Genomic DNA, 26,189 nt, shown 5'->3' with positions numbered 1-26,189 from the left:
CGCGTCGGACGCTTCACGTCATTGACGAATACCCCATGGGGGTATTACCTTCGGTGCATGACCGAGGGAGTTCCAGACATGGCCGAGAACGCGGGCACACATTCTTGTTGCGGCGGCAGAAAGAACGCGGAAAGTGTGGGCGCCGTCGATCCCGTCTGCGGCATGAGCGTCGACCCGCACACCGCGCAGCATCGCGCCGTTCACGAAGGCCGCGACTATTACTTCTGCTGCGGCGGCTGCAAGGCGAAGTTCGAGGCCGACCCGCGCCGCTACCTCGAAAAGGACAGCGCCCCGCCGTCCGCGCCGGTGCCGGAAGGCACGGTCTACACCTGCCCGATGCACCTTGAAATCCGCCAGATCGGCCCCGGCACCTGCCCGATCTGCGGCATGGCGCTCGAACCCGAGATGCCCGCCATCGATACCGGCCCCGACCCCGAACTCATCGACATGACGCGCCGCTTCCGGATCGGCCTCGCGCTGACGCTGCCGGTGTTCGTCACCGAAATGGGCGCGCACTTTTTCGGCTGGCACGCGCTCGACCGGCAAAGCTTGAACTCGCTGCAATTCGCGCTCGCAACGCCAGTCGTGCTCTGGTGCGGCTGGCCGTTCTTCGCGCGCGGCTGGCAGTCGGTGCGAACCGGCCACCTCAATATGTTTACGCTCATCGCCATCGGCACCGGCGTAGCCTACGCCTACAGTGTCGTCGCGACGCTCGCCCCCGGCTTGTTCCCGGCCGCTTTCCGCGGGCATGACGGCGCGGTGCCGGTCTATTTCGAGGCGGCGGCGGTCATCACGGTGCTCGTCGCGCTCGGCCAAGTGCTGGAACTGCGCGCCCGCGCGGCAACCGGCGGCGCGATCCGGGCGCTGCTCAATCTTGCGCCGAAGCAGGCGCGCCGCATCCGAGGCGATGGCGGCGAGGAAGACATCGCGCTCGACCTCGTGGGACAGGGCGACCGTTTGCGCGTGCGCCCCGGCGAGGCCGTGCCCGTCGATGGCGAGGTGATCGAAGGTGCCAGCGCCCTGGACGAGTCGCTCGTCACGGGCGAGGCCATGCCGGTCTCGAAGGAGCCGGGCGCAAAGGTCATCGGCGGCACCATCAACAAGAGCGGCAGCTTCGTCATGCGCGCGGAGAAGGTCGGCCGCGAGACGCTGCTCTCGCAGATCGTCGCGATGGTGGCGAACGCGCAGCGGAGCCGCGCGCCGATTCAGCGCCTCGCCGACCGCGTCTCCGGCTGGTTCGTGCCGCTCGTGCTGGCGGCGGCGGCGGCGGCGTTCGCCGCGTGGGCGCTGTTCGGGCCAGAGCCGCGCTTCACCTTCGCGCTGGTCGCCGCCGTATCGGTGCTCATCATCGCGTGCCCCTGCGCGCTCGGCCTTGCGACGCCGATGTCGATCATGGTCGGCGTGGGGCGCGGCGCGCAAGCGGGCGTGCTCGTGAAGAACGCCGAGGCGCTTGAGCGGCTGGAGCGCGTCGACACGCTTGTCGTCGACAAGACCGGCACGCTGACGGAGGGCAGGCCCGCGCTCGCCGCCCTTCATACCGCGCCGGGCTTCGATGAGACAAAGGTGTTGCGCCTCGCGGCCAGCCTCGAACGCGCGAGTCAGCATCCGCTGGGCGAGGCCATCGTGAAGGCGGCGGTTGCGCGCGGGCTGCTGCTCGCCGACGCGACGGATTTCGACGCGCCATCCGGCAAGGGCGTGATCGGTACCGTCGACGGCAAGAACGTCGTCATAGGCAATGCGCGCATGCTGGGCGAAGCCGGCGTCGACGCCGCCACGCTTGAAGCCGAAGCCCAGCGCATGCGCTCCGAAGGAGCAACGGCGGTCTTCATCGCCATCGACGGCGCGCTCGCGGGCGTGGCCGCCATCGCGGACCCGATCAAGGCGAGCACGCCCGAGGCTCTTGCCGCGCTGAAGGCTGACGGCATCCGCGTCGTCATGTTGACGGGCGACAACGCCGCCACCGCGCGCGCCGTCGCCGATAAACTCGGCATCGATGAAGTTGAGGCGGACGTGCTTCCGCAGGACAAGGCGAAGGTGGTGGAGCGGCTGCGCGCTGAAGGCCGCGTCGTCGCGATGGCTGGCGATGGCGTCAACGACGCGCCCGCGCTCGCTGCCGCCGATGTCGGCATCGCCATGGGCACCGGCGCGGACGTTGCGATTGAAAGCGCGGGCATCACGCTGCTCAACGGCGATCCGATGGGGCTCGTGCGCGCAAGGCGGCTGTCGACCGCGACCCTTGCGAACATCCGCCAGAATCTCGGCTTTGCCTTCATCTATAACGCGGCGGGCGTGCCGATAGCGGCGGGCGTGCTCTATCCCGCCTTCGGCATCCTGCTTTCGCCGATGATCGCCGCCGCAGCGATGGCGTTGTCGTCGGTGAGCGTGATCGCGAACGCGCTTCGCCTTCGCCATGCGCGGCTATAGGCACGCGAAAAATTCGCGCTACTCGTCAAAGCTCGGCGGAGTGGTAAGCGCGATACAATTTTTCGCGCAGAGATTGGCGCGGCCAGCTTAAGCTCGTTCGCATTGCCGCGTGTTATGCCTGCGGGCACGGCACGCATAGGCGGTTCCGCCATCGTCGCAGATCTGTTTATCCGGGTCCGCGAGTTTTGCGCAGGCCGAAGTGTTTTCGAGGGGGTCATCATGGCAAAAACGGCGAAACTTCTGGGTGCGTCGCTTCTGGCGCTGACCATGACGGCAGGTGCCGCCGCGCTCGCCGCGACCGATGAGGCGCCCGCCAACGCCACGCCGAAGACCGAAAGCAAATCCTACCTTCCGCCGTGGATGCAGAAAAACGACCGCGCGAGCGCTTCGCCCGCGACAGCCGCAGCCCCGGTTGCGGCTTCCGGCGCGGGCGCAGTTGCCGCAGCCAGAGCCGCCAACACGGCACCGAGGCAGGCCGACGCACAGCGGAGACGAGCGCGGCCGCAACCGCGTTCCCGCCAGACGCGCGGACCCAACGTGCCCTTCTTTCGCGGCGTCGCCTCCATTTTCAAGGGTTTCGCGCGCTAATCGGTTGCACGACGATGGCCCTTCCGGTCACGCTCGCTATCGGTCGCCGCGACCTTTCGCGCGGCGGCATAGATCGGAAGGCTCTCTAGACGACATAGCGATGAGCGCTGTAACGGTGGAGACTGGAACAGCCCGGGGATCGACGGGCGGCATGAGCCGCAGCAGATCCCAACCTCACAGGAGCACGCTTTGCGCTCTGCCGTCATCGCCGCGACCGGCCTTTACACACCGCCCGAAAGCATCTCGAACGACGAACTGGTCGAGGCCTTCAACGCCTATGTAGCGCGGTTCAACGAGGAAAACGCGGCCGCAATCGCGGAGGGGCGCATCGCGGCGCTTCAGCCGTCGTCGGCCGAGTTCATCGAAAAGGCGTCCGGCATCAAGTCGCGCTATGTGATGCAGAAGTCGGGCATTCTCGATCCCGCCGTGATGCGGCCCATCATCCCCGAGCGCTCGAACGAAGAGCTTTCGCTGCTCGCCGAAATGGCCGTGAAGGCTGCCGAGGAGGCGTTAGCCCGCTGGGGCAAGCCGCGCGAACGCATCGGTGCGGTGCTGTGTGCGGCGTCTAACATGCAGCGGTCCTATCCGGCGATGGCGATCGAGGTGCAGAACGCGCTCGGGCTTCACGGCTTCGCCTTCGACATGAACGTCGCGTGTTCGTCGGCCACCTTCGGCATCAAGACCGCTGCGGATTATGTTGCCACCGGGACGGCCGACGCCGTGCTGATGGTGAATCCGGAGATTTGTTCCGGCCACCTGAATTTCCGCGACCGCGACAGCCATTTCATCTTCGGCGATGTCGCCACCGCCGTGATCGTGGAGCGCGGCGACGAGGCGGCGGGCGGCTGGGACATTCTCGGCGCGCGGCTCAAGACGCAATTTTCCAACAATATCCGCAACAATTCGGGTTTCCTTAACCGCGCGTGGCCCGAGGGACGCGACCTGCCGGACAAGCTTTTCGTGCAGCAGGGGCGCAAGGTGTTCAAGGAGGTGGTGCCGATGGTGTCGGCGCTCATCGCGGAGCACGCCGCCGACATCGGCATCGACACGCATCGGCTGAAGCGGCTTTGGCTGCATCAGGCCAACATCAACATGAACCACCTGATCGGCCAGCGCGTGCTGGGCCGCGAGCCAGAGGCGGGCGAGAACGTCATCATCCTCGACGAATATGCGAACACATCGTCGGCGGGCTCGATCATCGCCTTCCACAAGCATTCCGACGATCTCGCACCGGACGATACCGGGCTTATTTGCAGCTTCGGCGCGGGTTATTCGGCGGGCACGGTGTTCGTGCGCAAGCGGTGAGCGCGCGGCCACGGCACGGTGCGGCCTCGCGAGTATTTTACCGCGCCGCGATGCTGCGCTAAGGTCGCGAAGCTTTTCATTCGGCCAATCCGCAACCGCCGCCGGTTGCCGACACGGGATTCTTGCATGCGCGCGCTGCCCGTCCTCGTTTCGCTTGCCTTCGTGCCGCTCGCCGCGCTGGCGATGCTTCACGGCGGGCCGTGGCTTCCGGCTCTCCTCGTTTACGGCCTCGTTCTCGTTCCGGCCGCCGATCACCTCATCGGGTTTTGCGCGCAAGCCGCGCCCGCGAGCCGGATACAGCGCGCCTTCGCCTTCGCGTGGGTGCCGGTGCAACTCGCGGCGGTGCTCGGCCTCGCGGCGTCGGCGGACACGCTCGGCGGCTCGGCGCTGTTCGTCGCGGCCATCGGCGTCGGCCTCGCGACCGGCGGCGTCGGCGGCGCATCGGCCCTTGCGCTCCTCGAACGCGGCGGCCGCCTCAATCGCGCGGCGGCCGAACTCCTGACATGGCCGATCCTCTACGGCTCCCTCGCGGTCCGCCATGGCGGCGAAAACTCAGCGCTTGTCGCGACGCCCAAAGACCCCGCCACGCCGCGCTTCGGCGAAGGCTTCTACGGCTATTTCCTGCGCTCCACCTTCATCGGCCTGTTCGCGGCCTGGGACGCGGAGGAGGAGCGGCTTCACGCGCAAGCGCGCTCCACATGGAGCCTGTCGAACGCGTTCGTTCGCGCGTTCATCGCCTATGCCGTGCTGATCGAGGCGGCGTTCCTCATCGGCGGCGCGCTCGGCGCGATGGCGCTCGCCGTGCAGGCTTTCGTGGCGTGGGTGGCGATCGACGCGGGCGCTTATGTCGCGCGGTACGGGCTGCTGCGCCGTCCGCTGGGGCAGGGGCATTTCGAGCCGCTCGGGCCGCAGCATGCGTGGAGCGCGACGGGCGACGCGCCGCGCTTGCCCGGCGGCTTCTGCGCGATGGCGCTGCTCGCCACGCTCTGGCCCGAGCGCTTCGTCCGCCTCATGAACCCGCGCGTGCTCGCATGGCATGCCCGCTTTTGGGAGACGGCCACGCCGCCCGCGGCGCCCGAAGCGGCACTTGCGCCGGAACCCGTCGAAGCGAAGGCGTAAGCGGTTCCTGCGGCGCGCTACTTCACCTTCAGCATGTTGCGGAGCGCGAGGCCGAACAGGAAGATCATCAGCGCCGAGAACAGCTTTTGCGCGGCGCTCATGCTCGACACCGCGCTCGGCACCACCGCGACCGGGTTCGACCCGCCGTAAAGCTCCACGCCGTAGAGGCAGCCATAGGTGCGGTGCGCCGCGTCGCTCGACCCGTCGAGCACGATCAACGCGTTGCGGAACGCGAGGTGGAGGGCTTCGGCGGCGATGCCGGTATCTTTACGCAGCGTTTCAGTAAGCGCGCCGATATAGGGCGGCGCCTTCTCCGGATCGGCGGGCCGCGCCTCGCCCTCGTAGCAGCGTTTATCCTCGGTCCATGCGTCCCACGCCGCGCCGACGGTGGCAGCGAGCGCGGAACTGCCGCCCGAGCGGTTGGTCTCGCGCGCTTTCACGAGGTCCGGGCTCTGGCTCGCATAGACCACCGCGCCGATGGCAATGGCGGCGAGCCACCAGGCGAGCGGTAGCGCGAGCGAGCGCCCGTAATTCGAGGACAGGCCATAGGCGAGGCCGGCCCAGAAGCGTAAGAAGCCGACCCAAGAAACTCTCGGAAGTAGCCAGAACAGCGGCCAGTCGCTGAGATAGCGTTGCGAGCGGATTTCGCGCGTGTTGAACTCAAGCTCGCGCTCGGTGTCGTGGCCCTGCACGGCGAGCCGCTGCAGCGCGCGCCAGCGGCCCAGATTGTTGCTGTCGCCATAGCGGAGGAGTGTCCAAATACCCGCGATCTTGCGGCGCGGCGCGGTGCGGATGCGTCCGCCGACATGGCGGACTTTCCGCCACTGCCGGGTACGCCATGATGGGTCTTTGCCCTTCTCCTCCTCATACACCGGGCGGGGATGCTTCTCCGAAACGCGGCCCACAACCATTATATCGTCGAGGCGCGGCGCTTCCGCGAAATGCGCCTGAATGAAATCCGGCACCTTCTCGAACGTCGCTCCCGCCATGATGAAGGCCCCTTCGCAGTGGATAGCGCGGAACGAGGCCGGACCTTCGATGCTTACGCACTCGAAAGAAGCGTATTTCCTGAACCCGGCGAGCTTGAAGATCGCGGCTTTGTTGAACCGCGCATCGTCGAACGCGCTGTTGCCGGAAAAGGTCGCGCTCCGGAAGTTGGCGTCGCCGATGAAGGTCGCGCTCTGGAAGTCGGCGTCGCCGGAAAAGGTTGCGGTCAAGAAGCGGGCTTCGCCGAAAAAGGTCGTACGCTCGAAAGAGGCGTATCTTGAAAAGGTCGCTCTCTCAAAATAGGCGATGCCGGAAAAGGTCGTACTCGGGAAGACAGCTTCGCCGGAAAAAGTTGCTCTCCAGAAGGAGGCGGTATCGGAATAGGTCGCGCTAACGAAGGTGGCATAGCCGGAAAAGGTCGCCCTCCGGAAGGAGGCTTCGCCGGAAAAAATCGCCTTCCGGAACCTCGCGGGGCCGGAAAAGGTCGCGCTCAGGAAGGATGCGGGGCCGGGAAAAACGAAGCCGCCAAAGTCGATCAGATCGGCATCAACAGAAATCGTTTTGAAAGGCTCGCTGCCCGAAGCGTCGCCATATAAACGGATGCCGCCGAAGTCGATTCGGTCTGCATCAACGGAAATCGATATGACGGGCACGCTGGCCGAAGCATCACCTTCATTGTCTTTTTCCGGCGCGTCTTCGGTCTCCGTTTTCCCCCTTACGAGAAAGACGCAGCGGGAAAAGTCGGCGCGGGCATCTTCAAGCCATTGTCGCGTGTCGTCGTTTTGCGATTCCAACTCACCCCAAGGCAGTTTCCGCGCAGCCCACTTTCCTGCCCCTTGCAGCGCCTTGCGCTCGGCGAGCATGCGGTTTGCCCACGCGTTCCACGCCTCGCGGCCTCTCAGAAACAGCGCAACAGTCTCGTCCCGGTTCATGGCGGTCCCCCTCGCGCCGCGCAGCCGCGCGGCATCGCCCCCGGCTATGGTTAAGCCAGAAACTGCTTAGGTTCGCAATGGGGAAAGTAACTATTCGCTAAAACAGGAACGGCGGCGGCGCGCCGTCCGCGAACACCACGCGGTCGCCTTCGAGCCGCGCCGCGCCGGACGCCACGAGCCGCAGCGCCAGCGGGTAGAGCCGGTGCTCCATCGCGAGGATGCGGGCGGAGAGCGAATCTTCGTCGTCGCCGGGCAGCACCGGCACCGCGCCCTGCGCGACGATCGGCCCCGCGTCCATCTCCTCGCTCACGAAATGCACGGTCGCGCCCGCGATGCGCGCGCCCGCGTCGATGGCGCGCTGTTGCGGGTGCAGGCCGCGAAACGACGGCAGCAGCGAGGGGTGAATGTTGAGCTGGCGGCCGTGCCACGCGCGCACGAAGACGGGCGAGTGCAGCCGCATGAAGCCCGCGTTGCAGACGATGTCCACGCCCGCCTCGCGCAGCGCCGCCACCATCGCCTCGTCGAGCGCCTCGCGCGCAAGGCCCTTGTGCGAGATGATTCGGGTCGCGATTCCGGCGTCGGCGGCGCGCTGAAGGCCGCCCGCGTCCGCCTTGTTCGACAGCACGAGCACGATTTCGGCGGGGAAGTCGGGCGCGCGCGTCGCCTCGATCAGCGAGACGAGGTTCGAGCCGCGCCCCGAGATGAGCACGCCAATGCGTTTTTTGGCCGTCATCGCCCGCCCCCGAGCGAGCCGGAGAACAGCACTTGCGGCGCGCCTTCGCCGCGCGCTTCGATCTCGCCGAGCGGGAACGCCGTTTCGCCCGCCGCCGTGAATGCGTCGATCACAGCGCCCGCATCCTCGCGCGTCGCCACCGCCACGAAGCCGACGCCGCAATTGAACGTGCGCAGCATCTCGCTTTGCGCGACGCCGCCCGCCGCCGATAGCCAGCGGAACACGGGCAGATATGGCACCGCGCCGAGGTCGATGCGCGCGGCGAGCGCTTCCGGCAGCACGCGGTTGACGTTGCCGGGAAGGCCGCCGCCGGTGATATGCGCGAAGGCTTTCACCAGGCCGGTCTTATGCGCGGCGAGCGCGGGCTTCACATAGATGCGCGTCGGGTCGAGCAGCGCGCGGCCGAGCGGCCGCGCGGGATCGAAGGGCGCGGCGTCGGCGAAGGACAGGCCGTGGTCGCGGATAATCTTGCGCACGAGCGAGAAGCCGTTCGAGTGGACGCCCGAGGAGGCGAGGCCGATCACCACATCGCCCGCCGCCAAATCGTTGCGCGGAAGCAGCGTGCCGCGCTCGGCCGCGCCCACCGCGAAGCCCGCGAGATCGTAGTCGCCATCGGCATACATGCCAGGCATTTCGGCCGTCTCGCCGCCGATGAGGGCCGCGCCCGCGCGCTTGCAGCCCTCGGCGATGCCCGCGACGATGGTGGTGGCGGTGTCGATATCGAGGCGTCCGCTCGCGAAATAGTCGAGGAAGAACAGCGGCTCCGCGCCCTGCACGACGACATCGTTCACGCACATGGCGACGAGGTCGATGCCCACCGTGTCGTGAAGGCCCGTCTCGATGGCGATCTTGAGCTTGGTGCCGACGCCGTCATTGCCCGCGACGAGCACCGGATCGGTGAAGCCCGCCGCCTTGAGATCGAAAAGGCCGCCGAACCCGCCCAGCGCCGCGCCCGAACCCGCGCGCGCCGTGGCCTTCGCCAGCGGCTTGATGCGCTCCACCAGCGCCTCGCCCGCGTCGATGTCGACGCCCGCGCTTTTGTAAGAACCGTCCGAATCCGTTGTCATGCTTTCCGCAAGGCCGCCTTAATGCCCCGGCAAAGGCTTGCGAGGGCGTGGTCCACGATTTAAAGACAGGGGCTAACATCTTAGCCGCATGGTACACAAGCGCCACAAGCCTTACGAGCGGGGAGATCCTTTCATGGCGATGAAAAGGGCATTGACGAAGGCGGGTGCGTTGATCGCGCTCGCGTGCTTTGGTCTGGGGCTGACCGCCGCCGAGGGGATCGCGCAGACGCGGCCCGCGAGCGTGTTCGCGGTTTCGAACGTGAAGGTGTCGGCCGAGGCCGAGAATGCTGTCGAGGCGAAGAAAATCGCGCTAGGGCAGGCGCAGAGCCGCGCCTTCCGCAAGCTCGTGTCGCGCATCGTGGATTACCGCTCGCAGTCGCACATTCCCGACCTCGCGCTCAACGAGATCGAAGCGCTTGTTTCCGATATGGATGTGCGCGGCGAAGGGGTGAGCGGCACCCGCTATGTCGCGACCTTCGGCGTGAGTTTCTCGGAGCGCGCGGTGCAGGCGCTGCTTGCCCGCTACGGCGTTGCCGCGATCACCGACCGAGGGCCGGAAATCCTGATTGTACCCGTCTATGTCGAGGGCGGCGCCGCGCGCACCGCCGACCGCAACGCCTGGCGCATGGCGCTCACTTCGCTCGATCTTACGCACGCGCTCGTTCCGGCGAAGGTCGCGCCCGCGCGGTCCGACATCACCGCCGCGATCGCGAGCGCCTACATCGCAAGCCCCGCCGCAACCCTCGAAACGCTGAAGACGCAATATCGGACGCAGCAGATCATGTTCGCGCTCGCCGAAACGGAAGGCGATGGCGAGACCATCTCCCTGAAGTTGATCGGCCTCGATTCGGGTGGCCAGTTCACGGTGCAGCGCAAGGTCAAGGGGAGGGGCGCTGGTGAAGGAACGGCGCTCGACGCGGCGGCCGACCTTGCCTTCGACACGGTTCAGGAGCGCTGGAAACTGGCGCGCGAGGCGTCGGCTCCGGCTACGCCGGACGGCTATGGCGGCACCGCGCCCGGTCCTTATGACGGAAATTCCGCCCCGGCCTATGCCGGAAGCATGGAGACGCTTCAGGTAACCGCGCTTTATGCGGGCCTCAAGGAGTGGCAGACGATCCGCCGCCAGCTTCAGGGCCTTCCCGGCGTGCAGAATTGGGATTTGCGATCCGTCAATCCGAGGAGCGCCTCGATTGCGTTCGACTTTCCGGGCGGCGCGGCGCGGCTGACGGCGATGGCGGCCGGGCAGGGGCTGGACGTGGAGAACGGGCCGGACGGACTGGTGGTGAAGGTGCGTTGATTAATCCTCGCCCCCGCGTGCGGCACATACGGGGGGCGAGAATTGGTCGGAAAGCTTATTTCTGCACGCCCGGGATCGCCGGACCCATGCCGATATTGCGGAAGATTTCCTTCAGCATGCCTTGATCGCGCGTGTAGACGGGCGTTTCGCGGCGGATGAAGTCGAACACCTTGCCGTCCTTCAGCCCGTAATTGGCGATCTGCTCGACCTTGTCCTTCTTGTCGAAGTATACGGCCACGACGTGCCGGTCGATAACCTCCGGCTTCATGAAGGCCATGGGCTGTTGGGCGGTCTGGGACACGTAGTAATAGGTGCCGCCCGCGATGGCCGACTGCGTGTCCGGCGTGCCGAGCGCCAGGACGACCTCATCCTTGCCCATTCCGACGCGGACCTGATTGAGATCTTCTTCCTGAAACTGATGTCCCTGCTTGATGACGTTACCCGCGCAGCCGGGGAGCATGAAGCATCCGGCCGCCAGTGCCGACGAAATGGCGACAGCCCTGACGACCGTCTTCGCCCGCCGGCATTTTCGTCCGAATTCCTTCGAGGATTGATTTGACATTTCGCCCTCAAATTTGCTGTCTGCTGTCAGCGCCTCGCGTTCTGACCAAACATGCCCCGACGTGATTGCACCCTTTTTGGATGCGATTAAGGCTTTATAAGGTACGTTGCCCCAAGAGCGCAAAACTGGAGTCAGGCCGAACGATGTTCCGCTGGTTTGCAGAACGCTCAGCCCGCCGTGAGGCCGCTGAGAAAATATACGATTCGATAGTCGCGCAGTCGCGCAATCCGGTTTTCTATGTGCGATGCGGGGTGCCCGATACGCTGTCGGGACGATTCGACATGCTGGTGATCCACATGTTCATCGTCATGCAGAACCTGAAGCTCGGTGCGAACGAGGGGAAGCTCCTCGGCAAGGAAATCATCGAGGCTTTCGTGCGCGAGATGGATAGCATGGTGCGCGATCTGGGCATCGCCGACGCTTATGTGGCGCAGGAAGTCCGCAAGATCGCCGACCTTTTCTATCGCCAGCTCGTTGTCTATACGAATGCCGTCGAGCAGAAGAACAAGGCGGCGCTGGCCGAGGCGATCTGGAAGAGCTTCCAGTCCGGCGACGAGAACGCCGATGTCGCGGCCGACGAACTCGCCGATTACATCTTTCATTCCATAAAGAATGTTGGGGAAATGCCGCTCAACATGCTCCTGCAGGGGCACCTGAACTTCCCTGAAGTCTACGGCTTGAAGCAGGCGGTCTGACGATGCCGAAAACACCGCCGCTTCGCTGGTCGATCGATACGCATACGCTGACGCGCGCCGTCGAGAAGCTCTCCTTCGAGGCCGACGCTTCCGAGCGCGAGGCTCTCGCCACCTACGCCGAGGTGCGCGAGATCAAGAGCTTTTCGGCGTCTGTGCAGGTCGTTCTGCTGAACGGGGGCCGCTTCAGGGTCAGCGGACGGCTTGAGGCGGACATCGTGCAGGCGAGCGTGGTCGACCTCGCCGACGTGCCCGCGAGCCTCGACGAGAGCTTTCAGGTGGAATTCTGGCCGCCGGAGATGATCCGGGGCAATGGCGACGATGAGCCGTCTTTCGAGCAGGAGCCGCCCGAGGCGCTCTCGGGCGCGCAAATCCCTGTCGGCGCCTTTCTCTGCGAGCTGTTTTCGGTTTCGCTCGAACCTTATCCGCGTAACGAGGGCGACAGCCTCGCCTGGCAGGCGCCCGACGAAAGCAACGCGCATCCCTTTGCCGAACTTATCCGCCTTCGGCCGCGGACCGGCGACAGCGGGGATGGATAAGAAGACGCAGACCTAAATCGCGGCCATCTTTTTCGTTGTCACAAAACCGTTATACAGTATGGTGCCGCGTCTGTTGGACACGGTTAGAGCCTAGTCGGGGCAATGCGGGGCTTCTGGTTTCAAGCATGGGAACGCCAATCACGATTGCGCTCGACGCGATGGGAGGAGATTTCGGCCCGTCCGTGGTGATACCGGCCGCGGCGCTCTCGCTCATCCGGCATCCCGATACGCGCTACATCATATTCGGCCGCGAAGACGAGATCCGCGCGCATCTGTCGAAGGATTCGCCGCTGGCCGCCGTGTCGAAGATCGTTCACTCCGACATCGCCATTGCGATGGACGACAAGCCGAGTCAGGCGCTGCGCTACGGCCGCTGGAAGAGCAGCATGTGGATGGCGCTCGAAGCGGTGAAGCAGGGCGAGGCGCAGGCGGCGGTTTCGGCCGGGAACACCGGCGCTCTGATGGCGATGGCGAAATTCTGCCTGCGCATGCTGCCCGGCATCGAACGCCCCGCCATCGCCGCGCTCTGGCCGACGCTCAGGAGCGAGAGCATCGTGCTCGATGTCGGCGCGAATGTCGGGGCGACCGCCAAGGGGCTCCTCGATAACGCCAATATGGGCGCGGCGCTGGCCCGTGCGCTGTTCCAGGTGGAGAAGCCGACAATCGGCCTTCTCAACATCGGCTCGGAGGAAGTGAAGGGGCTCGAAGAGATCAAGCGCGCGGCGGCGGCGCTGAAGACGCCGGGACTGCCGATCAGCTATTACGGCTTCGTGGAGGGCACCGACCTCGGCAAGGGTGTCGTCGACGTGGTCGTCACCGAGGGATTCGCAGGCAACATTGCGCTCAAGACGGCGGAAGGCACAGCGAAGCAGATCGGCGCCTATCTCAAGGCCGCGATGACGCGCTCGCTGATGTCGAGGCTGGGCGCGGTTCTCGCGCAAGGCGCGTTCAAGGCGCTCCGCGCAAAGATGGACACGCGAACGATGAACGGCGGGATGTTCCTCGGTTTGAATGGCGTTGTAATAAAAAGTCATGGCGGTGCTGACGCGGTGGGCTTTGCAAGCGCCATCGACCTGGGCTACGACATGGCAGCCAGCGGTCTGGTCGCGGATATCCAGCGCGGCGTCGAGAGCTTCCATAACTCTCTTCAGGCCCAACCGGAACAAGTCCTGAAAGCGGTTGCCCAGTGAAACAAACGAGATCGGTCGTTCTAGGCTGCGGGTCGTACCTCCCGGCGCGCATGCTTACCAATCAGGATATGGCTCGCATCGTCGATACGTCGGACGAGTGGATCAGCGAGCGAACCGGCATCAAGACGCGCCACATCGCGGCCGACGGCGAGAACACCTCGGACCTCGGCATTGCGGCGGCGCGCGCGGCGCTCGATCACGCGGGGATCGATCCGCAGGCGATCGATTTCATCATTCTGGCGACGTCCACGCCCGACAACACCTTCCCCTCGACCGCGACGACGATCCAGGCAGCCCTCGGCCTCAACCACGGCTTCGCCTTCGACATCCAGGCGGTGTGCTCGGGGTTCTCCTATGCGCTGGCGACGGCGGATAATTTCATCAGGGCGGGGCAGGGCAAGCGTGCCCTTGTGATCGGCGCGGAAACGTTTTCCCGCATCCTCGACTGGGAGGACCGCGGCACCTGCGTGCTGTTCGGCGACGGTGCGGGCGCGGTGGTTCTCGAAGCAACCCAGGTGCAGGATCCGATGCGCGAGCGCTGCATCATCGGCTCGATGCTGTTCTCGGATGGCCGCCACAAGGACAAGCTCTATGTGGACGGCGGACCGTCTTCCACGAAGACGGTCGGTTATCTGCGCATGCAGGGCAAGGAGGTTTTCCGCTTTGCCGTCAATGCGATCTCGGACGTGGTCGAGCGCACGCTCGCTGCTCACAACCTTCGTCCAAGCGATATCGACTGGTTCGTTCCGCATCAGGCCAACAAGCGCATCCTTGATGGCACGGCGAAGAAAGTCGGCATAGCCGAGGACAAGATCGTCATCACGCTGGATCGCCATGGCAACACGTCGGCGGCGTCGATCCCGCTTGCACTTTCGACGGCCGTTCAGGACGGCCGGATCAAGCGCGGGGATCTCGTCCTGCTCGAAGCAATGGGCGGCGGGTTCACCTGGGGCGCCAACCTCATCCGGTGGTGAGCCGGGAATTTTCACAACATAAGGTTAACGTGCAGCGTCCCTGCGGCATTTTTGCCCAAAAATAGCTGTTTCCAAAGGGATTTTTACAAGATTAGTGTTTGCTATGGCACAGGCCGAGCGTTAACATTGTCTGCGCTTCGTTCTATGGGGAGGGACACGGCGCGTCATGGCGCTTAACGGGAAAACACTGACCCGAGCCGACTTGGCCGAGGCAGTCTTCGAGAAAGTCGGCCTACCTCGCAACGAGGCAGCTGAACTTGTAGAGTTAGTTCTCAAACAAATCGTTTACGCGCTTGAGCGTGGCGAACCAATCAAGCTTTCTTCCTTCGGTTCATTCGGACTTCGTCAGAAATCCGAGCGCGTTGGACGCAACCCGAAAACCGGCGAGATCGTTCCGATCACGCCGCGACGCGTGATCGTGTTCAAGGCCAGCAACATCATGAAAGACCGGATCAATGCCGGTCTGGCAAAGGTTGTGCCTCCTCCGCCTGCGGTGAAGGTTGCGCCGGCGAAGGCATCCGCTAAGGCGGGGGCGAAAGCGGCGGCCGCACCAAAGGCCGATGAAGGGCCGAAACCGAAGCCCGCGAAGGCGTCGGCGAAGGCGGCTCCCGTCGAGGAGAAGGCCGCGCCCGCGAAGGCGGCGCCGAAGGCGGAGAAGGCGAAGTCCGTCAAGGCTGCGCCCAAGCCCGCCGCGAAAGAGGCCGGCGTGAAGTCGGCTGTGCCGAAGGCAGCAGGAGGCGACGGTAAGGCCAAGGCCGAAGCCGCGCCGAAACGCTCGGCCACACCGAAAACCTCGTCGTCGAAAAAGCGCGTCGTCTCATCCTGATCGGCGCGTCATAGTGAAATCGGCCCGTTACAGTGCTTGACGGGCGGGCCGATTGCCCGCAAAGTGCGCGGCAACGGAGCGTAGCGCAGCCCGGTTAGCGCACCGGTCTGGGGGACCGGGGGTCGGAGGTTCAAATCCTCTCGCTCCGACCAATAAAATAGAGACTTAAGCTGGCTCGCTAAAAATCGCCGAAACACCCCTGCGGAGCGCCAGCGAAATAGAAGCCGCGTATGCGGCAGACCGCCTTACCCGCCATTTGGGCAGCCTACCCCCTCAGCCACGAGACGCCCCCGCGCTGGTTTCGAGCTATCCCCAACATCCGAGAGATCGACGATGGCGATTCTGAAGCCGTCGCGCCCGCCACACTGGCGGCAGCGGAGCTTGAATTGCAGATCGAAGATGAGCGTGTCCGAGGGCAGTCCACGCTTGCGCTGAAGGTAGCCATTGGGAAAATGGACGATCTTGCCGCATGGGCACTGGACTTCGATAACCTCACGCGGGGCGAGGTCGAACAGGCGCAGGAGGCGGGTTTCCTTATCGGGCATTCGGGCAGCATAGCACTTGGACTGGCGAGAACAATACACGAACGTCGTAAACGGCAAGCGTGGGGTGGGAGAGGAAGCGCGCTCCGCCGGGTCGGACATGGCTTCGCGCTTACGAGTCGGTGACTAAAACGCTCTCGCGTCGAGTTCCCGCTCAATGGCCGCGGCACACGCGCCCTTTTCACCGCTCGCATCGACGCGAAGCCAGTCGGCGGGCGGTTCGATCATCCGCAACTGGTGTTCGACCACCGCGATGTCGGCGTCGGAAGCATCGCCTTGGCGTGCGATGACACGTTCGCGAAGTATCTCGGGTCCAGCGTCGAGCCAGACGCCAAGGAATCCGGCGCCCGCCCGCTGCGCGACTTCCCGAAGCCGACTGCGCTGCATCGCTTCCGGGAACACCGCGTCCAGGATGACCGAATGCCCGCTGTCCAGCGCAACCTCGGCCTTCTTGATGACGCGGCGATAAACCTCATCGCGGCTTTCCGGGGTGTAGGTTTCGCGCGGCAGGCGGTGCGTGAGCTGGACGCCATGCATGCTTTTGCGCTCGACATCCGTGCGGATATGGAGCGCACCCGGGGCCGCGCCGATGAAGGGCGCCGCTTCGCGCGCGACCGTCGTCTTACCCGTGCCGGACAGGCCGCCGATTGCGACAAGTCGGGGCTGCCCCGGCTCGATCACACGCGTGGCGAAGGCAGCATATTCGCGAACCTCGCGCAGAATGCGCCCGTGGTCGCGCGGCGCGCAAACCGCCAGCCCGTGAATGCCGGTCATCGCGCGGATCGCCGAGCGGAATGACAGGAACAGCGGGAGCAGCGCCAGCCCCTTCACCTCACTGATCGCAGCCATTTCAAGGTAATGGTTGAGAATGATATTCGCCTGAAGTTTCAGCCCGCGTTGCCACAAGTCCATCAGGAGAAAAGCCAGATCGTAAAGCACATCGATTGTGGAAAGCCTGTCGTCGAATTCCAGCGCGTCGAACAGCGCGGGCTTTCCGTCCCACAGCACGATGTTCTTGAGATGGAGATCGCCATGGCAACGCCGCACGAAGCCCTCGCGCTGCCGCGCCTCAAGGAACGCAAGATTGTCGTCGAGTTCGCGCCTGAGTGTCGCGATGTAGGGGCAGACTTCCAATCCGTGGGATTTCGGTCCCGGGCCGCAAAGGGTGGCTTCCAGCGTATCCGCGACGCCGAGCAGCGACCGGGCGAAGCCCGAATTCGTCACGACGGACGCGTGCCGGTGGAAATGCTCCACCGTGTTGGCGAGGTCAACGGCAATCGCGCGGTCGAAGAGGCCGTCGCGGGCCAGCGCGTCGAGCAGGAGTGTCTCGTCGAAACGGCGCATGACCAGCACCCAGTCGACCGTCTCGCCGGGACCGCCGAGCGCGAGCGCGCCGTTCTCCCTGCGGGTCACCGGCTGGATCGACAGATAAAGTTCAGGCGATGCGTGGGAATTGATGCCGAACTCGCGTGAGATGATGGCGTGGCGCTTTTCGAGCGTCGAGAAGTCGAGATAGGGAAGCTTGACCGCGCGCTTGAGCTTGTAGGCGCGATCCCCGGCCAGAAAAACGATGGCCCCATGCGTATCGACACGCTCCACTTCGGAAACGCCGTAGGTCTCCGGCTCGGACAGAAAGGCGATGACGGGTGCCTGTCCGTCGCTTTCCGGATTGCCGTGGTGCGTGGCGTTCGACAAGGAAGATCGGCTCCCTTTCAATGACACCGGCCATCATCTTCGCGTTCACGCCCGCGCGCAACGGGAATCCCTGCGGCGTAGCGCGACGATTTCGGCTCCGCCCCGCAGCGGCGAAGATTCGGGGAAGCGCGTTGGTAAAAAAGAAAGGCCCCCGGAGTGGGGGCCTTCATTTTGGCGGTACGGGACCAGCCTACTTGAGCGGCGCGTAGACAGGAGCTTGCGACAGCTTGTAGTTGACGCCGAGCTTGACGGTGTCGACGGTGTAGCTGTCGTCGAGCAGGCGCCAGTCGTTGAAATCGTTCCAGCCCCAGCGATTATTGTCGAGTTCGAAGTTATAGTGCAGATACTCGACCTTCACCGTCCAGTTCGGGTTCAGCATGAACTCGAGACCGCCGCCAACCGTCCAGCCGGTGAGCGTATCGTCATAGGTGCGACGGAAGTACTCCGTTTCCCCCGGAATACCCAGCAGGTAGGGCGTCTCGGCAATAGAAACTTTGATCTCCGGCTGGATCCAGGCGAAACCGCCCTTCGCGTAAAGCAGCGTGTTGCCCCAAGTATAGCCGAGACGACCCGTCACGTCCCCGTAGAAGCCACCTTCGGATTTGACATTCACGATTGCCCGATCCGAGAGAAGACCACCCAAGATAAGCGTGTCGGCAACAAAGGTCCGCTGGTTCTCGCCACCGAGACCGCCGATGTCGACTTCGATACCGAACACGAAGTTGCCGCCCGTCTGCCAGTTGTAGCCGAACTGACCGCCACCGAAGGCGTTCTGGTCATTCATGCTACGTCCGCCGACGGTGCCGTAGGTGAAGTCGGTAATGGGCTCAAGGTCATTATAATACCAGTTGCGCTTCGTATCGAACGAGCCCCAGCCGGAACCGAGATGTCCACCGAAGTAGAAGCCGGTCCATGTCGGAGGAACAACGATGATCGGAGCGTCCTTCATGCTGGGCGTGTAGATGTCGGCAGCGTTGGCCTGAGCAGCGATTGCAAGCGTGCCGAGGGCCACAGTGCTGGCCAGAGCGAATTTCGTGAGAGTCATGTCTCTCCTCTTTCCCCGCGAGAGTTGTAACGTGATGTGAACTCAACTGGAACTTGTGATCGCACGACGTTTTTCTAAACTCAAGATTGTTGGGGTTGGTTGGCACACTTTTTCAGAGGCGGGGAAAGGCGACCTCGTGGAAAGCGCAATTATTTCAATCTGTTATAAAATGGTGTGACAAAAATCTGTTGAAAAACTGCAACAGTTTTCGTCCTCGCCGCAACCCCAGGGCCGGTAACAACGAGGCCAAATTCCAAGCGCGACCTCCCGTTCAGCGGCGAAAAGCCCCGGATTTTGAGTCGCAGACTCTCAGTTTTCGAAAGAAGAGATTCGGTTTCAGTATGCGTTTTCGGTAAAGACCGGGCGCACGTCGCCACCCCATTCGAGATGATAGCGCCGAAGCAGGACATCGGCCTGCGTGAGACCGCTTTCCAGAATGTCGTGAAGCGGCTTCAGAAAGGGGCTTTCGTCCCTGAAGCCGTGCTCGCGGGCGCGGGAGGTCAGGCCCGCTTCGGCGATCCTTACCGTTGCGCTGGCCAGCTCGCGCAGCGTGCCGCCACGGAACGGCGTGGCGAGGCCGAGGCGCGGAACATCGTCGCGAAGCTGCTGGCGCTCTTCGTCCGTCCAGTCCTTTACGAGATCCCACGCCGCGTCGAGCGCCGATTGATCGTAGAGAAGTCCGGCCCATAGCGCGGGAAGCACGCAGAGCGTTGCATGCCACGGGCCGCTGTCGGCCCCGCGCATTTCGAGGAAGCGCTTGAGGCGAACCTCGGGGAAGATCGTGGTGAGGTGGTCGGCCCAGTCCTCGACGGTGGGCTTTTCGCCCGGCAATTGCGGCAGCTTCCCTTCGAGGAAGGCTCTGAAGGACTGGCCCGCCGCATCGATATATTTGTGATCGCGGCGCACAAAGTACATCGGCACGTCGAGCGCGTAATCGACATAGCGCTCGTAGCCCATGCCGTCTTCGAAGGCGAATGGGAGCATGCCCGCGCGCGCGTTGTCCGTGTCGAGCCAGATGGCGCTGCGGAAACTCAGATAGCCGTTGGGCTTTCCATCCGTGAACGGGGAATTGGCGAACAGCGCCGTCGCGATGGGCTGAAGCGCGAGCGAGACGCGCATCTTCTTCACCATGTCCGCCTCGCTCGCGAAGTCGAGGTTCACCTGCACCGTGGCGGTGCGGTACATCATGTCGAGGCCGTAACGGCCGACCTTCGGCATGTATTCGGTCATGATCTTGTACCGGCTCTTCGGCATGCGCGGCGTTTCGGCGATGGTCCAAAGCGGCGAAAAGCCGAGCGCGAGAAACGAGATGCCGAGCGGATCGGCGATTTCCTGCACCTGCTCGAGATGCCGGCCGACTTCCTCGGAGGTTTCGAACAGCGTCTTCAGCGGCGCGCCGGAAAGCTCGAACTGCCCCCCTGGCTCAAGCGTGATGGAGCCGCCCGCATGATCGGCGGGCGCTTCGAGCGCAATCACTTTGTCGAGATCGTAGACCGGCTGCCAACCGAAACGCTCGGCGAGGCCATGAAGAAGGGCCGAAATTCCCAAATCGCCTTCATAGGGCACGGGTCTCAGCGTATCGCGATAAAACGGAATCTTCTCGTGTTCCGAGCCGATGCGCCATTCCGACTTCGGCTTTTCGCCCTTGGAAATCTCCGCCACAAGGTCGTCGCGGCTTTCGATCAAAGGCGCTTTATCGTGATTCGCTAACATGAAGGCCCGCCTTGTCGCCGCCTGGGGTTCCGGATTTGGCGACACTATAGTGAATCGTGCGACGCTTTTTCAACGCCGCCAGTCTCCCGCTGTCGCGTTAAGCAATGCGAGCACCGCGACGGCCGCCGTGTCCGCACGCATGATGCGCGGCCCGAGCGAAATCGGGCAAACGAAACTCCGCGCGAGGAGATCGGCGCGTTCATTTTCCGAAAAGCCCCCTTCAGGCCCGATAAGCGCCGTCACCTTCTTGCCCGAGAGCGCCTCAAGCGCGTCGAGGGGGGAGGCGACCTCCGCGCGTTCGTCGCAGAAGACCAGCGCGCGCTCCTTGTCGAACGCCTGGAGGAACGCCGCAAGCTTCATCGGCGCACCGATCTCCGGCAAGGTGAGCACGCCGCATTGCTCCGCCGCCTCGATGGCGTTCGCCCGCATCCGATCCGCACCGATGCGAGATACGGCGGTGTGCTGTGTGATCACCGGCTGCAAAAGGGACGCGCCCATCTCCACGGCCTTCTGCACCATGTAATCGAGCCGCGCCTGTTTCAGCGGCGCAAACGCATAATGAATGCCGGTCGGCGCGGTTTGTTCGCGCACCTTCTCCGTGAGGCGGATCGAGCAGGTGCTTTTTCTTGCCTTGACGATCTCGGCGAGCCATTCTCCGCTCGTACCGTCGAACGCCAGAAGCTCCGCCCCCTCCGACAGGCGCAAAACATGCAGCAGGTAGTGCGCCTGCGCGGAATCCAGCGCGATTTCCCCGTCGGGATCGAGTTTATTTGCGACAAATATCCGTTGCATGGTCATGGCGTCAAAATTTGATGCTTGGGTGTTGTGAGGACAGTGACTGAAACTTAGCATAGGAGTTGCTGCAATTTCGCGCGACGGGGAAAAAGCGGCCGGGAACGAGGATTCGATGCCAGCGACATGGCCTGAAACGGGAAACAAGGTGAGCGCGGGCGCGTCCCCCGCCGAGACGATTCCCGACGCGCCAAACCGCAATTTCGTCGACCGTCTGGCGCCCGAGAGCCTCAAGCCCTGGCTCCGGCTCATGCGGGCCGACCGGCCCATCGGAGTGTGGCTCCTGATGTGGCCCTGCTGGTGGTCGGTGGCGCTGGCCGCCCGATATCTCAACGACTTCCCGGACGTCGCATCGACGCTTCCCTATGTGTGGCTCCTCGTTCTTTTCGCCATAGGCTCCTTCGTCATGCGGAGCGCGGGCTGCGTCTATAACGATATCCTCGACCGCGATATCGACGCGAAGGTTGCTCGCACGCAAAGCCGACCGCTCGCAAGCGGACGCATCTCCGTCAAGGCCGCGTTCGCGCTGATCGTGGCGCTCTGTCTCGTCGGCCTCGCGGTGCTGATTCAATTCAACGCCTTCGCCATCGCGCTCGGTTTCGCGTCCATCGGCATCGTGCTCATCTATCCTCTGATGAAGCGCGTCACCTTCTGGCCGCAGGCGGTGCTTGGACTCGCCTTTTCCTGGGGCGCGCTCATGGGCTGGGCCGCCATTTTCGGCTCGCTCGGCGTCGCGCCGATCCTGCTTTACGCGGCGGCGGTGGCGTGGACCATCGGTTACGACACGATCTACGCCCATCAGGACAAGGAAGACGACGCCGTCATCGGGTTGAAATCCACGGCGCTGCGCTTCGGCAAGAACACGCCCGCGTGGCTCGCGCTCTTCTATGGCATCACCATCGTCGGGATCACGCTGGCGGGCTCGCTTGTGGGCGCGGGCTATGTCTTCTATACCGGCATGGCGCTCGCAGCCGGACATCTCATCTGGCAGATCGCGACGCTCGACATGGACGACGGGCAGAATTGCCTCGACCGCTTTCGGAGCAACCACTCGTTCGGCGCAATGGTCTTTTTCGCCCTGATCCTCGACATGATACCGATCCCGGGTTGACGCACATGACGGATGACCTCGCACGGGATTTCGACCTGGTTCGCGAGACGGCGCGCGAGGCAGGAAATCTTGCGCTGTCCTACTGGGGGCAGGGTATCCGCAGTGAAACGAAGGCGGACGGAACGGCCATCACGGAAGCCGACCGCGCGGTGGACGCCCTCTTCGCGCAGAAGCTTCGCGAGGCGCGCCCCGATTACGGCTGGCTGTCCGAGGAGAGCGCCGAGCATGAGTCGCGGCTTTCGGCGCGGTGCGTTTTCGTTCTCGATCCCATCGACGGCACGCAGTCCTTCATTCAGGCGCGGGACGACTGGACCGTCGCGCTGTCGCTCGTCGAGGATGGCGAGGTCGTTCTTTCGGCGGTAGTCAACCCCGTTCGCGGCGAATTCTATGAAGCGCGCCGCGGCGGCGGCGCCTTCCTCAACGGCCAGCCGATCTCCGTCGGCACGCGCGACGCCCTTGCCGGCTCGACGCTTATGGTCTCGCCATGGCACCTGAAAGGGAGCCGGTGGACCCGCCCGTGGCCTGAGGTGAACCCTGTCCACATTTGCTCGATGACCTATCGCCTTTGCCTTGTCGCCAGCGGCGTAGGCGATGCGTCTTTCGCGCTGCCGCCGAAATGGGAATGGGACGTTGCGCCCGGCTCGCTCCTCGTCGCCGAGGCTGGCGGCACGGTCACCGATGCGAACGGCAAGGCGTTCCGCTTCAACAACCAAAGCGCGAAGGTGCCGGGCTATCTCGCGGCGGGGCCGCTCCTCCATCCTCTCCTCGCGGAACGCATGGGCGACGCCCTCTGAGTCGCTCAAAATGAATAAGCGGCGCGCGCCGAAGCTTAGGGCTTTCATGCCGCTAACCTTTGGGCTAACACCGTCCATGCCTCAGGACATGATTGCAGCGATTGATGACGTCAGCTCCCCCAAAGCCAGAGAAACTCCTCCGACGGGTGCAGCAATCGAGTCTGTTCCTGGACACGATCAGCGGGCTGGCGGCAAGGCACGTCCGCATGGTGCTTGCCACGTCGAAGGTCGTTCGCGACCCCGTCGACACCGACGCGCGCCTGCTGGCTCACCATCCGTCCATCGTCGCGATGTGGCACGGCCAATTCCTCTGCGTGCCGCTGATCAAGCCGAAAACGATGCCGGTCAGCAACATGGTGGCCAAGCACGCTGACGGCGAGATGATCGGCCGGACGCTTCTGCACTTCGACATGGGGCTGATCCGCGGCGCGGGCGCGGGCGATTCCGGCAAGGATCGCGGCGGCGCGGGCGCGCTTCGGGCTGCGCTGAAAGCGCTGAAAGGCGGCACCACCGTCGCTATGACGACCGACATTCCGCCGGGGCCCGCGCGTGTCGCGGGGCTTGGCATCGTCACCATAGCGCGCATGTCCGGGCGGCCCATCCTCCCGGCCGCCGTCGCCACGGGGCGCTTTTTTACGCTGCCCACGTGGAGCCGCATGACGATCAACCTGCCGTTCACCCGGCTCGCCCTGGTCGTCGGCGATCCGATCCACGTGCCGCGCGATGCGGACGAGGCCGAGTTGGAGCGTTACCGCCAGTTGGTGGAAGACGCGATGAACGCCACCACGGTTCGCGCCTATGAACTCGCGGGAGGCGATATGACTCGCACGCTGCCGCAGGAAAAACGGCCGCCGCGCAAGTCGGGCTTCCTGCTTTCAGCCTATCGCGGCGCGACATGGGCGGCTCGCCCCGCAGCGATGACCCTCCTCAAGCGGCGCGCCGCGCGCGGCAAGGAAGTCCCCGAGCGGCTTGGCGAACGCCTCGGCATCGCGTCCGCGTCGCGCCCCGAAGGAGCGCTCGCGTGGTTCCATGCGGCGAGCGTCGGCGAGACGAACTCCGTCCTTGCGCTGATGGACGAGTTGAAGCGCCGCCATCCGTCACTGAACCTGCTCCTGACAACTATCACGGCGACCTCGGCGAGAATCGCGAAGGAGCGGCTTCCCGATGGCGCGATCCATCAGTTCGTGCCGCTCGACAATCCTGCGTTTTGCAAGCGCTTCGTCGAGCATTGGCGCCCCGATCTCGGCCTTTTCGTCGAATCCGAAATCTGGCCGAACCTCATCGTCGAGGCGAGCGACGTGGGCGTGCCGCTCGCGCTCGTCAATGGGCGCATGTCGCTGCGTTCCACGCAACGATGGCGGCGGCTTTCGAGCCTAAGCCAGCCGTTGTTCTCGCGCTTCGACCTCGTGCTTGCGCAGAACCGGCGGTTTGCGAAGCGGCTCAAGAGCATCGGCGCGCGCAAGATCGTCGTGACCGGCAATCTGAAATACGATGCGCCGCCGCCGCCTGTCGATGCCGCAGCGCTGAACGCACTTCGCCGCGCCATCGGCGAGCGCCCTGTCTTTCTCGCCGCGAGCACGCATCCGGGCGAAGACGAAATCGTGCTGCGCGCTGCCGAGATTCTTCGCGCGGCCATCCCGTCGCTTCTGACCGTGATCGCGCCGCGCCATCCCGAACGCGGCGAAGACGTTGCGGCGCTCGCCCGCGCGCGCGGCGATGCGGTCGCGCGGAGGACGACGGGCGACACCATCGACGACGCCACGCGCATCTATGTCGCCGACACGATCGGCGAGCTTGGGCTGTTCTATACGCTGGCTGAGGCTGCCTTCATCGGCGGCTCGCTCGTGAAGCATGGCGGACAAAACCCCATCGAGGCGATCAAGCTCGGCGCGGCCATTCTTTCCGGGCCGCATACCTTCAACTTCAGCGAAACCTACGAGACGCTTGCGCGGTTCGAAGGTTTCCGCCTTGTGGGCGACGCAGCCGAAATCGCCGCCGCCGCGCAACAGATTTTCGCCGATGCCGAGGCGGGCGCGCAAGTGAAGGGCAACGCTTCCGCCGCGATTGCCACGCTCGGCGGCGCGCTGGAAAAGACGCTCGAAGCGCTCGCGCCGTGGCTCCCGGCGTCCGCGCCGCGCGAAGCCGCGCCGCAACCCGAACTTCTCCCGCACGATGCGCCTTGAGCCGCCTCGCTGGTGGTACGGCGGCGCAACGCCGCTCGCGGCGTGGGCGCTCTGGCCCGTCTCGGCCGCTTATGGCGGCATCGCCGAACGTCGGCTTCGCAAGGCCGAGCCTTATCGCAGCACCTTGCCCGTTCTTTGCGTCGGCAATTTCACGATGGGTGGCGCGGGCAAGACGCCGGTCGCGCTGAAACTCGCCGCTCTGCTGCAAGGGATCGGTCGGCGCCCCGCCTTTCTCACGCGCGGCTACGGCGGCAGCGAACGCGGCCCTTGTCTCATCGACGGCGAGGCAGACGGCGCGGAACGAGTCGGCGACGAGCCGCTGCTTCTGGCCCGCGCCGCGCCAACCGTGGTGAGCCGGGATCGGCGGGCGGGGGCGCGGCTCATCGAGGCGATGGGCGGAGGGAGCGAGCCTCTTGCGGCGAGCGGAACCATCGCGCGCGGCTCGCAGGAAACGGCGCCGCCCGACACGATCATCATGGACGATGGCTTTCAGAACCCGTTGCTCGTCAAGGATTTCTGCGTTGTGGTGGTGGATGGCGGCGTAGGGATTGGCAACGCGCGCGTGTTTCCGCTGGGGCCGTTGCGCGCGCCGCTCGATGCGCAACTCGCTCGCGCCGATGCCATCGTCATCCTCGGCGGTTCGGCGGGGGCCTTTCCCGGCGACGACCGATTGAAGCGCGCCGGTGTACCCGTCTTCCGCGCGGAGATCGTGCCGCTGATCGACGACGCGCTACGGGGGCAGCCGGTGCTGGCCTTTTGCGGCATCGGCAGACCCGGCAAGTTCTTCGATACGCTGAAAGAGGCGGGCGTCCCGGTGGCGGAGGCGCGCGCGTTCCCGGATCATCATCCGTTCTCGGAGGCCGATGCGCGCGGGCTGCAATCGCGCGCTCGGGCACTCAGCGCCCTTCTCGTCACGACAGAGAAGGACCGGGCGCGGCTGAAGGGCCGTTCCGGCGCGCTGGCCGAGCTTTACGAAGCCGCCGCCGCGCTGCCCATCGACGTGCGCTTCCGGGCGGGCGACGAAGCCGCGCTGCTGGCCGCCATCGCGCGCTCAGTCCCGCGTCGCGACGCGTAAGATA

The 26,189-nt window shown here is 64.7% G+C and carries 22 protein-coding genes, 1 tRNA gene and 1 pseudogene; 15 read left to right on the top strand and 9 right to left on the bottom strand.

What is annotated here, in order from left to right; translation table 11 throughout:
• Positions 1 to 78: 78 nt before the first annotated feature.
• From KKP04_RS07025 to KKP04_RS07010, 4 genes are all read left to right on the top strand, one after another.
• On the top strand, positions 79 to 2,424 hold the full coding sequence (locus KKP04_RS07025; RefSeq protein ID WP_215028451.1) for a heavy metal translocating P-type ATPase: 2,346 nt from the start codon (positions 79 to 81) through the stop codon (positions 2,422 to 2,424).
• A gap of 219 nt (positions 2,425 to 2,643) precedes the next feature.
• Positions 2,644 to 3,012 carry a hypothetical protein gene (locus KKP04_RS07020; protein ID WP_215028449.1) on the top strand — a complete coding sequence of 123 codons (369 nt, stop codon included), beginning with the start codon at positions 2,644 to 2,646 and terminating at the stop codon, positions 3,010 to 3,012.
• A gap of 189 nt (positions 3,013 to 3,201) precedes the next feature.
• Complete coding sequence (locus KKP04_RS07015; RefSeq protein WP_215028447.1) at positions 3,202 to 4,317, top strand: beta-ketoacyl-ACP synthase III; 1,116 nt, start codon at positions 3,202 to 3,204, stop codon at positions 4,315 to 4,317.
• 126 nt (positions 4,318 to 4,443) lie between these two features.
• Positions 4,444 to 5,436: a hypothetical protein gene (locus KKP04_RS07010; RefSeq protein WP_215028445.1), complete on the top strand. Its 993-nt coding sequence runs from the start codon at positions 4,444 to 4,446 to the stop codon at positions 5,434 to 5,436.
• 17 nt (positions 5,437 to 5,453) lie between these two features.
• Here KKP04_RS07010 and KKP04_RS07005 read toward each other — a convergent pair whose 3' ends face one another.
• The 3 genes from KKP04_RS07005 to purM all read right to left on the bottom strand — a co-directional run bounded on the left by KKP04_RS07005 (position 5,454) and on the right by purM (position 9,155).
• On the bottom strand, positions 5,454 to 7,355 hold the full coding sequence (locus KKP04_RS07005) for a pentapeptide repeat-containing protein (protein ID WP_215028442.1): 1,902 nt from the start codon (positions 7,353 to 7,355) through the stop codon (positions 5,454 to 5,456).
• Positions 7,356 to 7,452: 97 nt separating this feature from the next.
• On the bottom strand, positions 7,453 to 8,088 hold the full coding sequence (gene purN, locus KKP04_RS07000) for a phosphoribosylglycinamide formyltransferase (protein ID WP_215028440.1): 636 nt from the start codon (positions 8,086 to 8,088) through the stop codon (positions 7,453 to 7,455).
• Positions 8,085 to 9,155, bottom strand: a complete 1,071-nt coding sequence (gene purM / locus KKP04_RS06995) for a phosphoribosylformylglycinamidine cyclo-ligase (RefSeq protein WP_215028438.1) — start codon at positions 9,153 to 9,155, stop codon at positions 8,085 to 8,087. The genes purN and purM overlap by 4 nt, the downstream gene beginning before the upstream one ends.
• A 133-nt stretch (positions 9,156 to 9,288) precedes the next feature.
• Between purM and KKP04_RS06990 the strand changes: the two genes are divergently transcribed.
• A complete protein-coding gene (locus KKP04_RS06990; RefSeq protein ID WP_215028436.1) occupies positions 9,289 to 10,452 on the top strand; it encodes a DUF2066 domain-containing protein in 1,164 nt (387 codons plus the stop codon).
• Between the two features lie 55 nt (positions 10,453 to 10,507).
• Here the strand turns inward: KKP04_RS06990 and KKP04_RS06985 are convergent, their stop codons facing one another.
• Entirely contained in the window at positions 10,508 to 11,014 is a 507-nt protein-coding gene (locus KKP04_RS06985) for an outer membrane protein assembly factor BamE (protein WP_215028434.1), read from the bottom strand.
• A gap of 251 nt (positions 11,015 to 11,265) precedes the next feature.
• On the opposite strand from KKP04_RS06985, the gene KKP04_RS06980 reads away from it, so the two are divergent.
• The 6 genes and pseudogenes from KKP04_RS06980 to KKP04_RS06955 all read left to right on the top strand — a co-directional run bounded on the left by KKP04_RS06980 (position 11,266) and on the right by KKP04_RS06955 (position 15,387).
• Complete coding sequence (locus KKP04_RS06980) at positions 11,266 to 11,709, top strand: ubiquinol-cytochrome C chaperone family protein (RefSeq protein ID WP_215028432.1); 444 nt, start codon at positions 11,266 to 11,268, stop codon at positions 11,707 to 11,709.
• A gap of 2 nt (positions 11,710 to 11,711) precedes the next feature.
• Positions 11,712 to 12,245, top strand: a complete 534-nt coding sequence (locus tag KKP04_RS06975) for a hypothetical protein (protein ID WP_215028430.1) — start codon at positions 11,712 to 11,714, stop codon at positions 12,243 to 12,245.
• A 125-nt stretch (positions 12,246 to 12,370) separates the two neighbouring features.
• Complete coding sequence (gene plsX / locus KKP04_RS06970) at positions 12,371 to 13,435, top strand: phosphate acyltransferase PlsX (RefSeq protein ID WP_215028429.1); 1,065 nt, start codon at positions 12,371 to 12,373, stop codon at positions 13,433 to 13,435.
• Complete coding sequence (locus tag KKP04_RS06965) at positions 13,432 to 14,409, top strand: beta-ketoacyl-ACP synthase III (protein ID WP_215028420.1); 978 nt, start codon at positions 13,432 to 13,434, stop codon at positions 14,407 to 14,409. Before plsX ends, KKP04_RS06965 begins: the two co-directional genes overlap by 4 nt.
• 166 nt (positions 14,410 to 14,575) lie before the next feature.
• A pseudogene (locus tag KKP04_RS15495) lies at positions 14,576 to 14,878 on the top strand (integration host factor subunit alpha); the annotation flags it as partial.
• Between the two features lie 431 nt (positions 14,879 to 15,309).
• A tRNA-Pro gene (locus KKP04_RS06955) sits at positions 15,310 to 15,387 on the top strand.
• A gap of 93 nt (positions 15,388 to 15,480) precedes the next feature.
• Here the strand turns inward: KKP04_RS06955 and KKP04_RS06950 are convergent.
• The 5 genes from KKP04_RS06950 to KKP04_RS06930 all read right to left on the bottom strand — a co-directional run bounded on the left by KKP04_RS06950 (position 15,481) and on the right by KKP04_RS06930 (position 21,028).
• The gene (locus KKP04_RS06950; RefSeq protein ID WP_215028415.1) at positions 15,481 to 15,780 is read right to left on the bottom strand and encodes a hypothetical protein; all 300 of its coding nucleotides are present in this window, start codon (positions 15,778 to 15,780) and stop codon (positions 15,481 to 15,483) included.
• Positions 15,781 to 15,903: 123 nt separating this feature from the next.
• Positions 15,904 to 17,472: a bifunctional aminoglycoside phosphotransferase/ATP-binding protein gene (locus KKP04_RS06945; RefSeq protein WP_215028414.1), complete on the bottom strand. Its 1,569-nt coding sequence runs from the start codon at positions 17,470 to 17,472 to the stop codon at positions 15,904 to 15,906.
• Between the two features lie 190 nt (positions 17,473 to 17,662).
• Complete coding sequence (locus KKP04_RS06940; protein WP_215028412.1) at positions 17,663 to 18,517, bottom strand: outer membrane protein; 855 nt, start codon at positions 18,515 to 18,517, stop codon at positions 17,663 to 17,665.
• Between the two features lie 336 nt (positions 18,518 to 18,853).
• Positions 18,854 to 20,230: a glutamate--cysteine ligase gene (locus KKP04_RS06935; protein WP_215028410.1), complete on the bottom strand. Its 1,377-nt coding sequence runs from the start codon at positions 20,228 to 20,230 to the stop codon at positions 18,854 to 18,856.
• Between the two features lie 69 nt (positions 20,231 to 20,299).
• The gene (locus KKP04_RS06930) at positions 20,300 to 21,028 is read right to left on the bottom strand and encodes a 16S rRNA (uracil(1498)-N(3))-methyltransferase (protein WP_215028408.1); all 729 of its coding nucleotides are present in this window, start codon (positions 21,026 to 21,028) and stop codon (positions 20,300 to 20,302) included.
• Between the two features lie 109 nt (positions 21,029 to 21,137).
• Between KKP04_RS06930 and ubiA the strand changes: the two genes are divergently transcribed.
• The 4 genes from ubiA to lpxK all read left to right on the top strand — a co-directional run bounded on the left by ubiA (position 21,138) and on the right by lpxK (position 26,185).
• Positions 21,138 to 22,133: a 4-hydroxybenzoate octaprenyltransferase gene (gene ubiA, locus KKP04_RS06925; RefSeq protein ID WP_215028406.1), complete on the top strand. Its 996-nt coding sequence runs from the start codon at positions 21,138 to 21,140 to the stop codon at positions 22,131 to 22,133.
• 5 nt (positions 22,134 to 22,138) lie between these two features.
• Positions 22,139 to 22,927: a 3'(2'),5'-bisphosphate nucleotidase CysQ gene (locus KKP04_RS06920; protein WP_215028399.1), complete on the top strand. Its 789-nt coding sequence runs from the start codon at positions 22,139 to 22,141 to the stop codon at positions 22,925 to 22,927.
• A gap of 146 nt (positions 22,928 to 23,073) precedes the next feature.
• Entirely contained in the window at positions 23,074 to 25,110 is a 2,037-nt protein-coding gene (locus tag KKP04_RS06915; RefSeq protein ID WP_371818726.1) for a glycosyltransferase N-terminal domain-containing protein, read from the top strand.
• Positions 25,100 to 26,185, top strand: coding sequence for a tetraacyldisaccharide 4'-kinase (lpxK, locus tag KKP04_RS06910; protein ID WP_215028395.1), 1,086 nt, complete (start codon positions 25,100 to 25,102; stop codon positions 26,183 to 26,185). The genes KKP04_RS06915 and lpxK overlap by 11 nt, the downstream gene beginning before the upstream one ends.
• Positions 26,186 to 26,189 lie beyond the last annotated feature (4 nt).

Source organism: Rhodomicrobium sp. Az07 (genome assembly GCF_018619475.1).
Lineage (GTDB): Bacteria > Pseudomonadota > Alphaproteobacteria > Rhizobiales > Rhodomicrobiaceae > Rhodomicrobium.
Note: the sequence above shows the minus strand (reverse complement) of the source record. Positions and strands in the feature narration are given on the sequence as shown.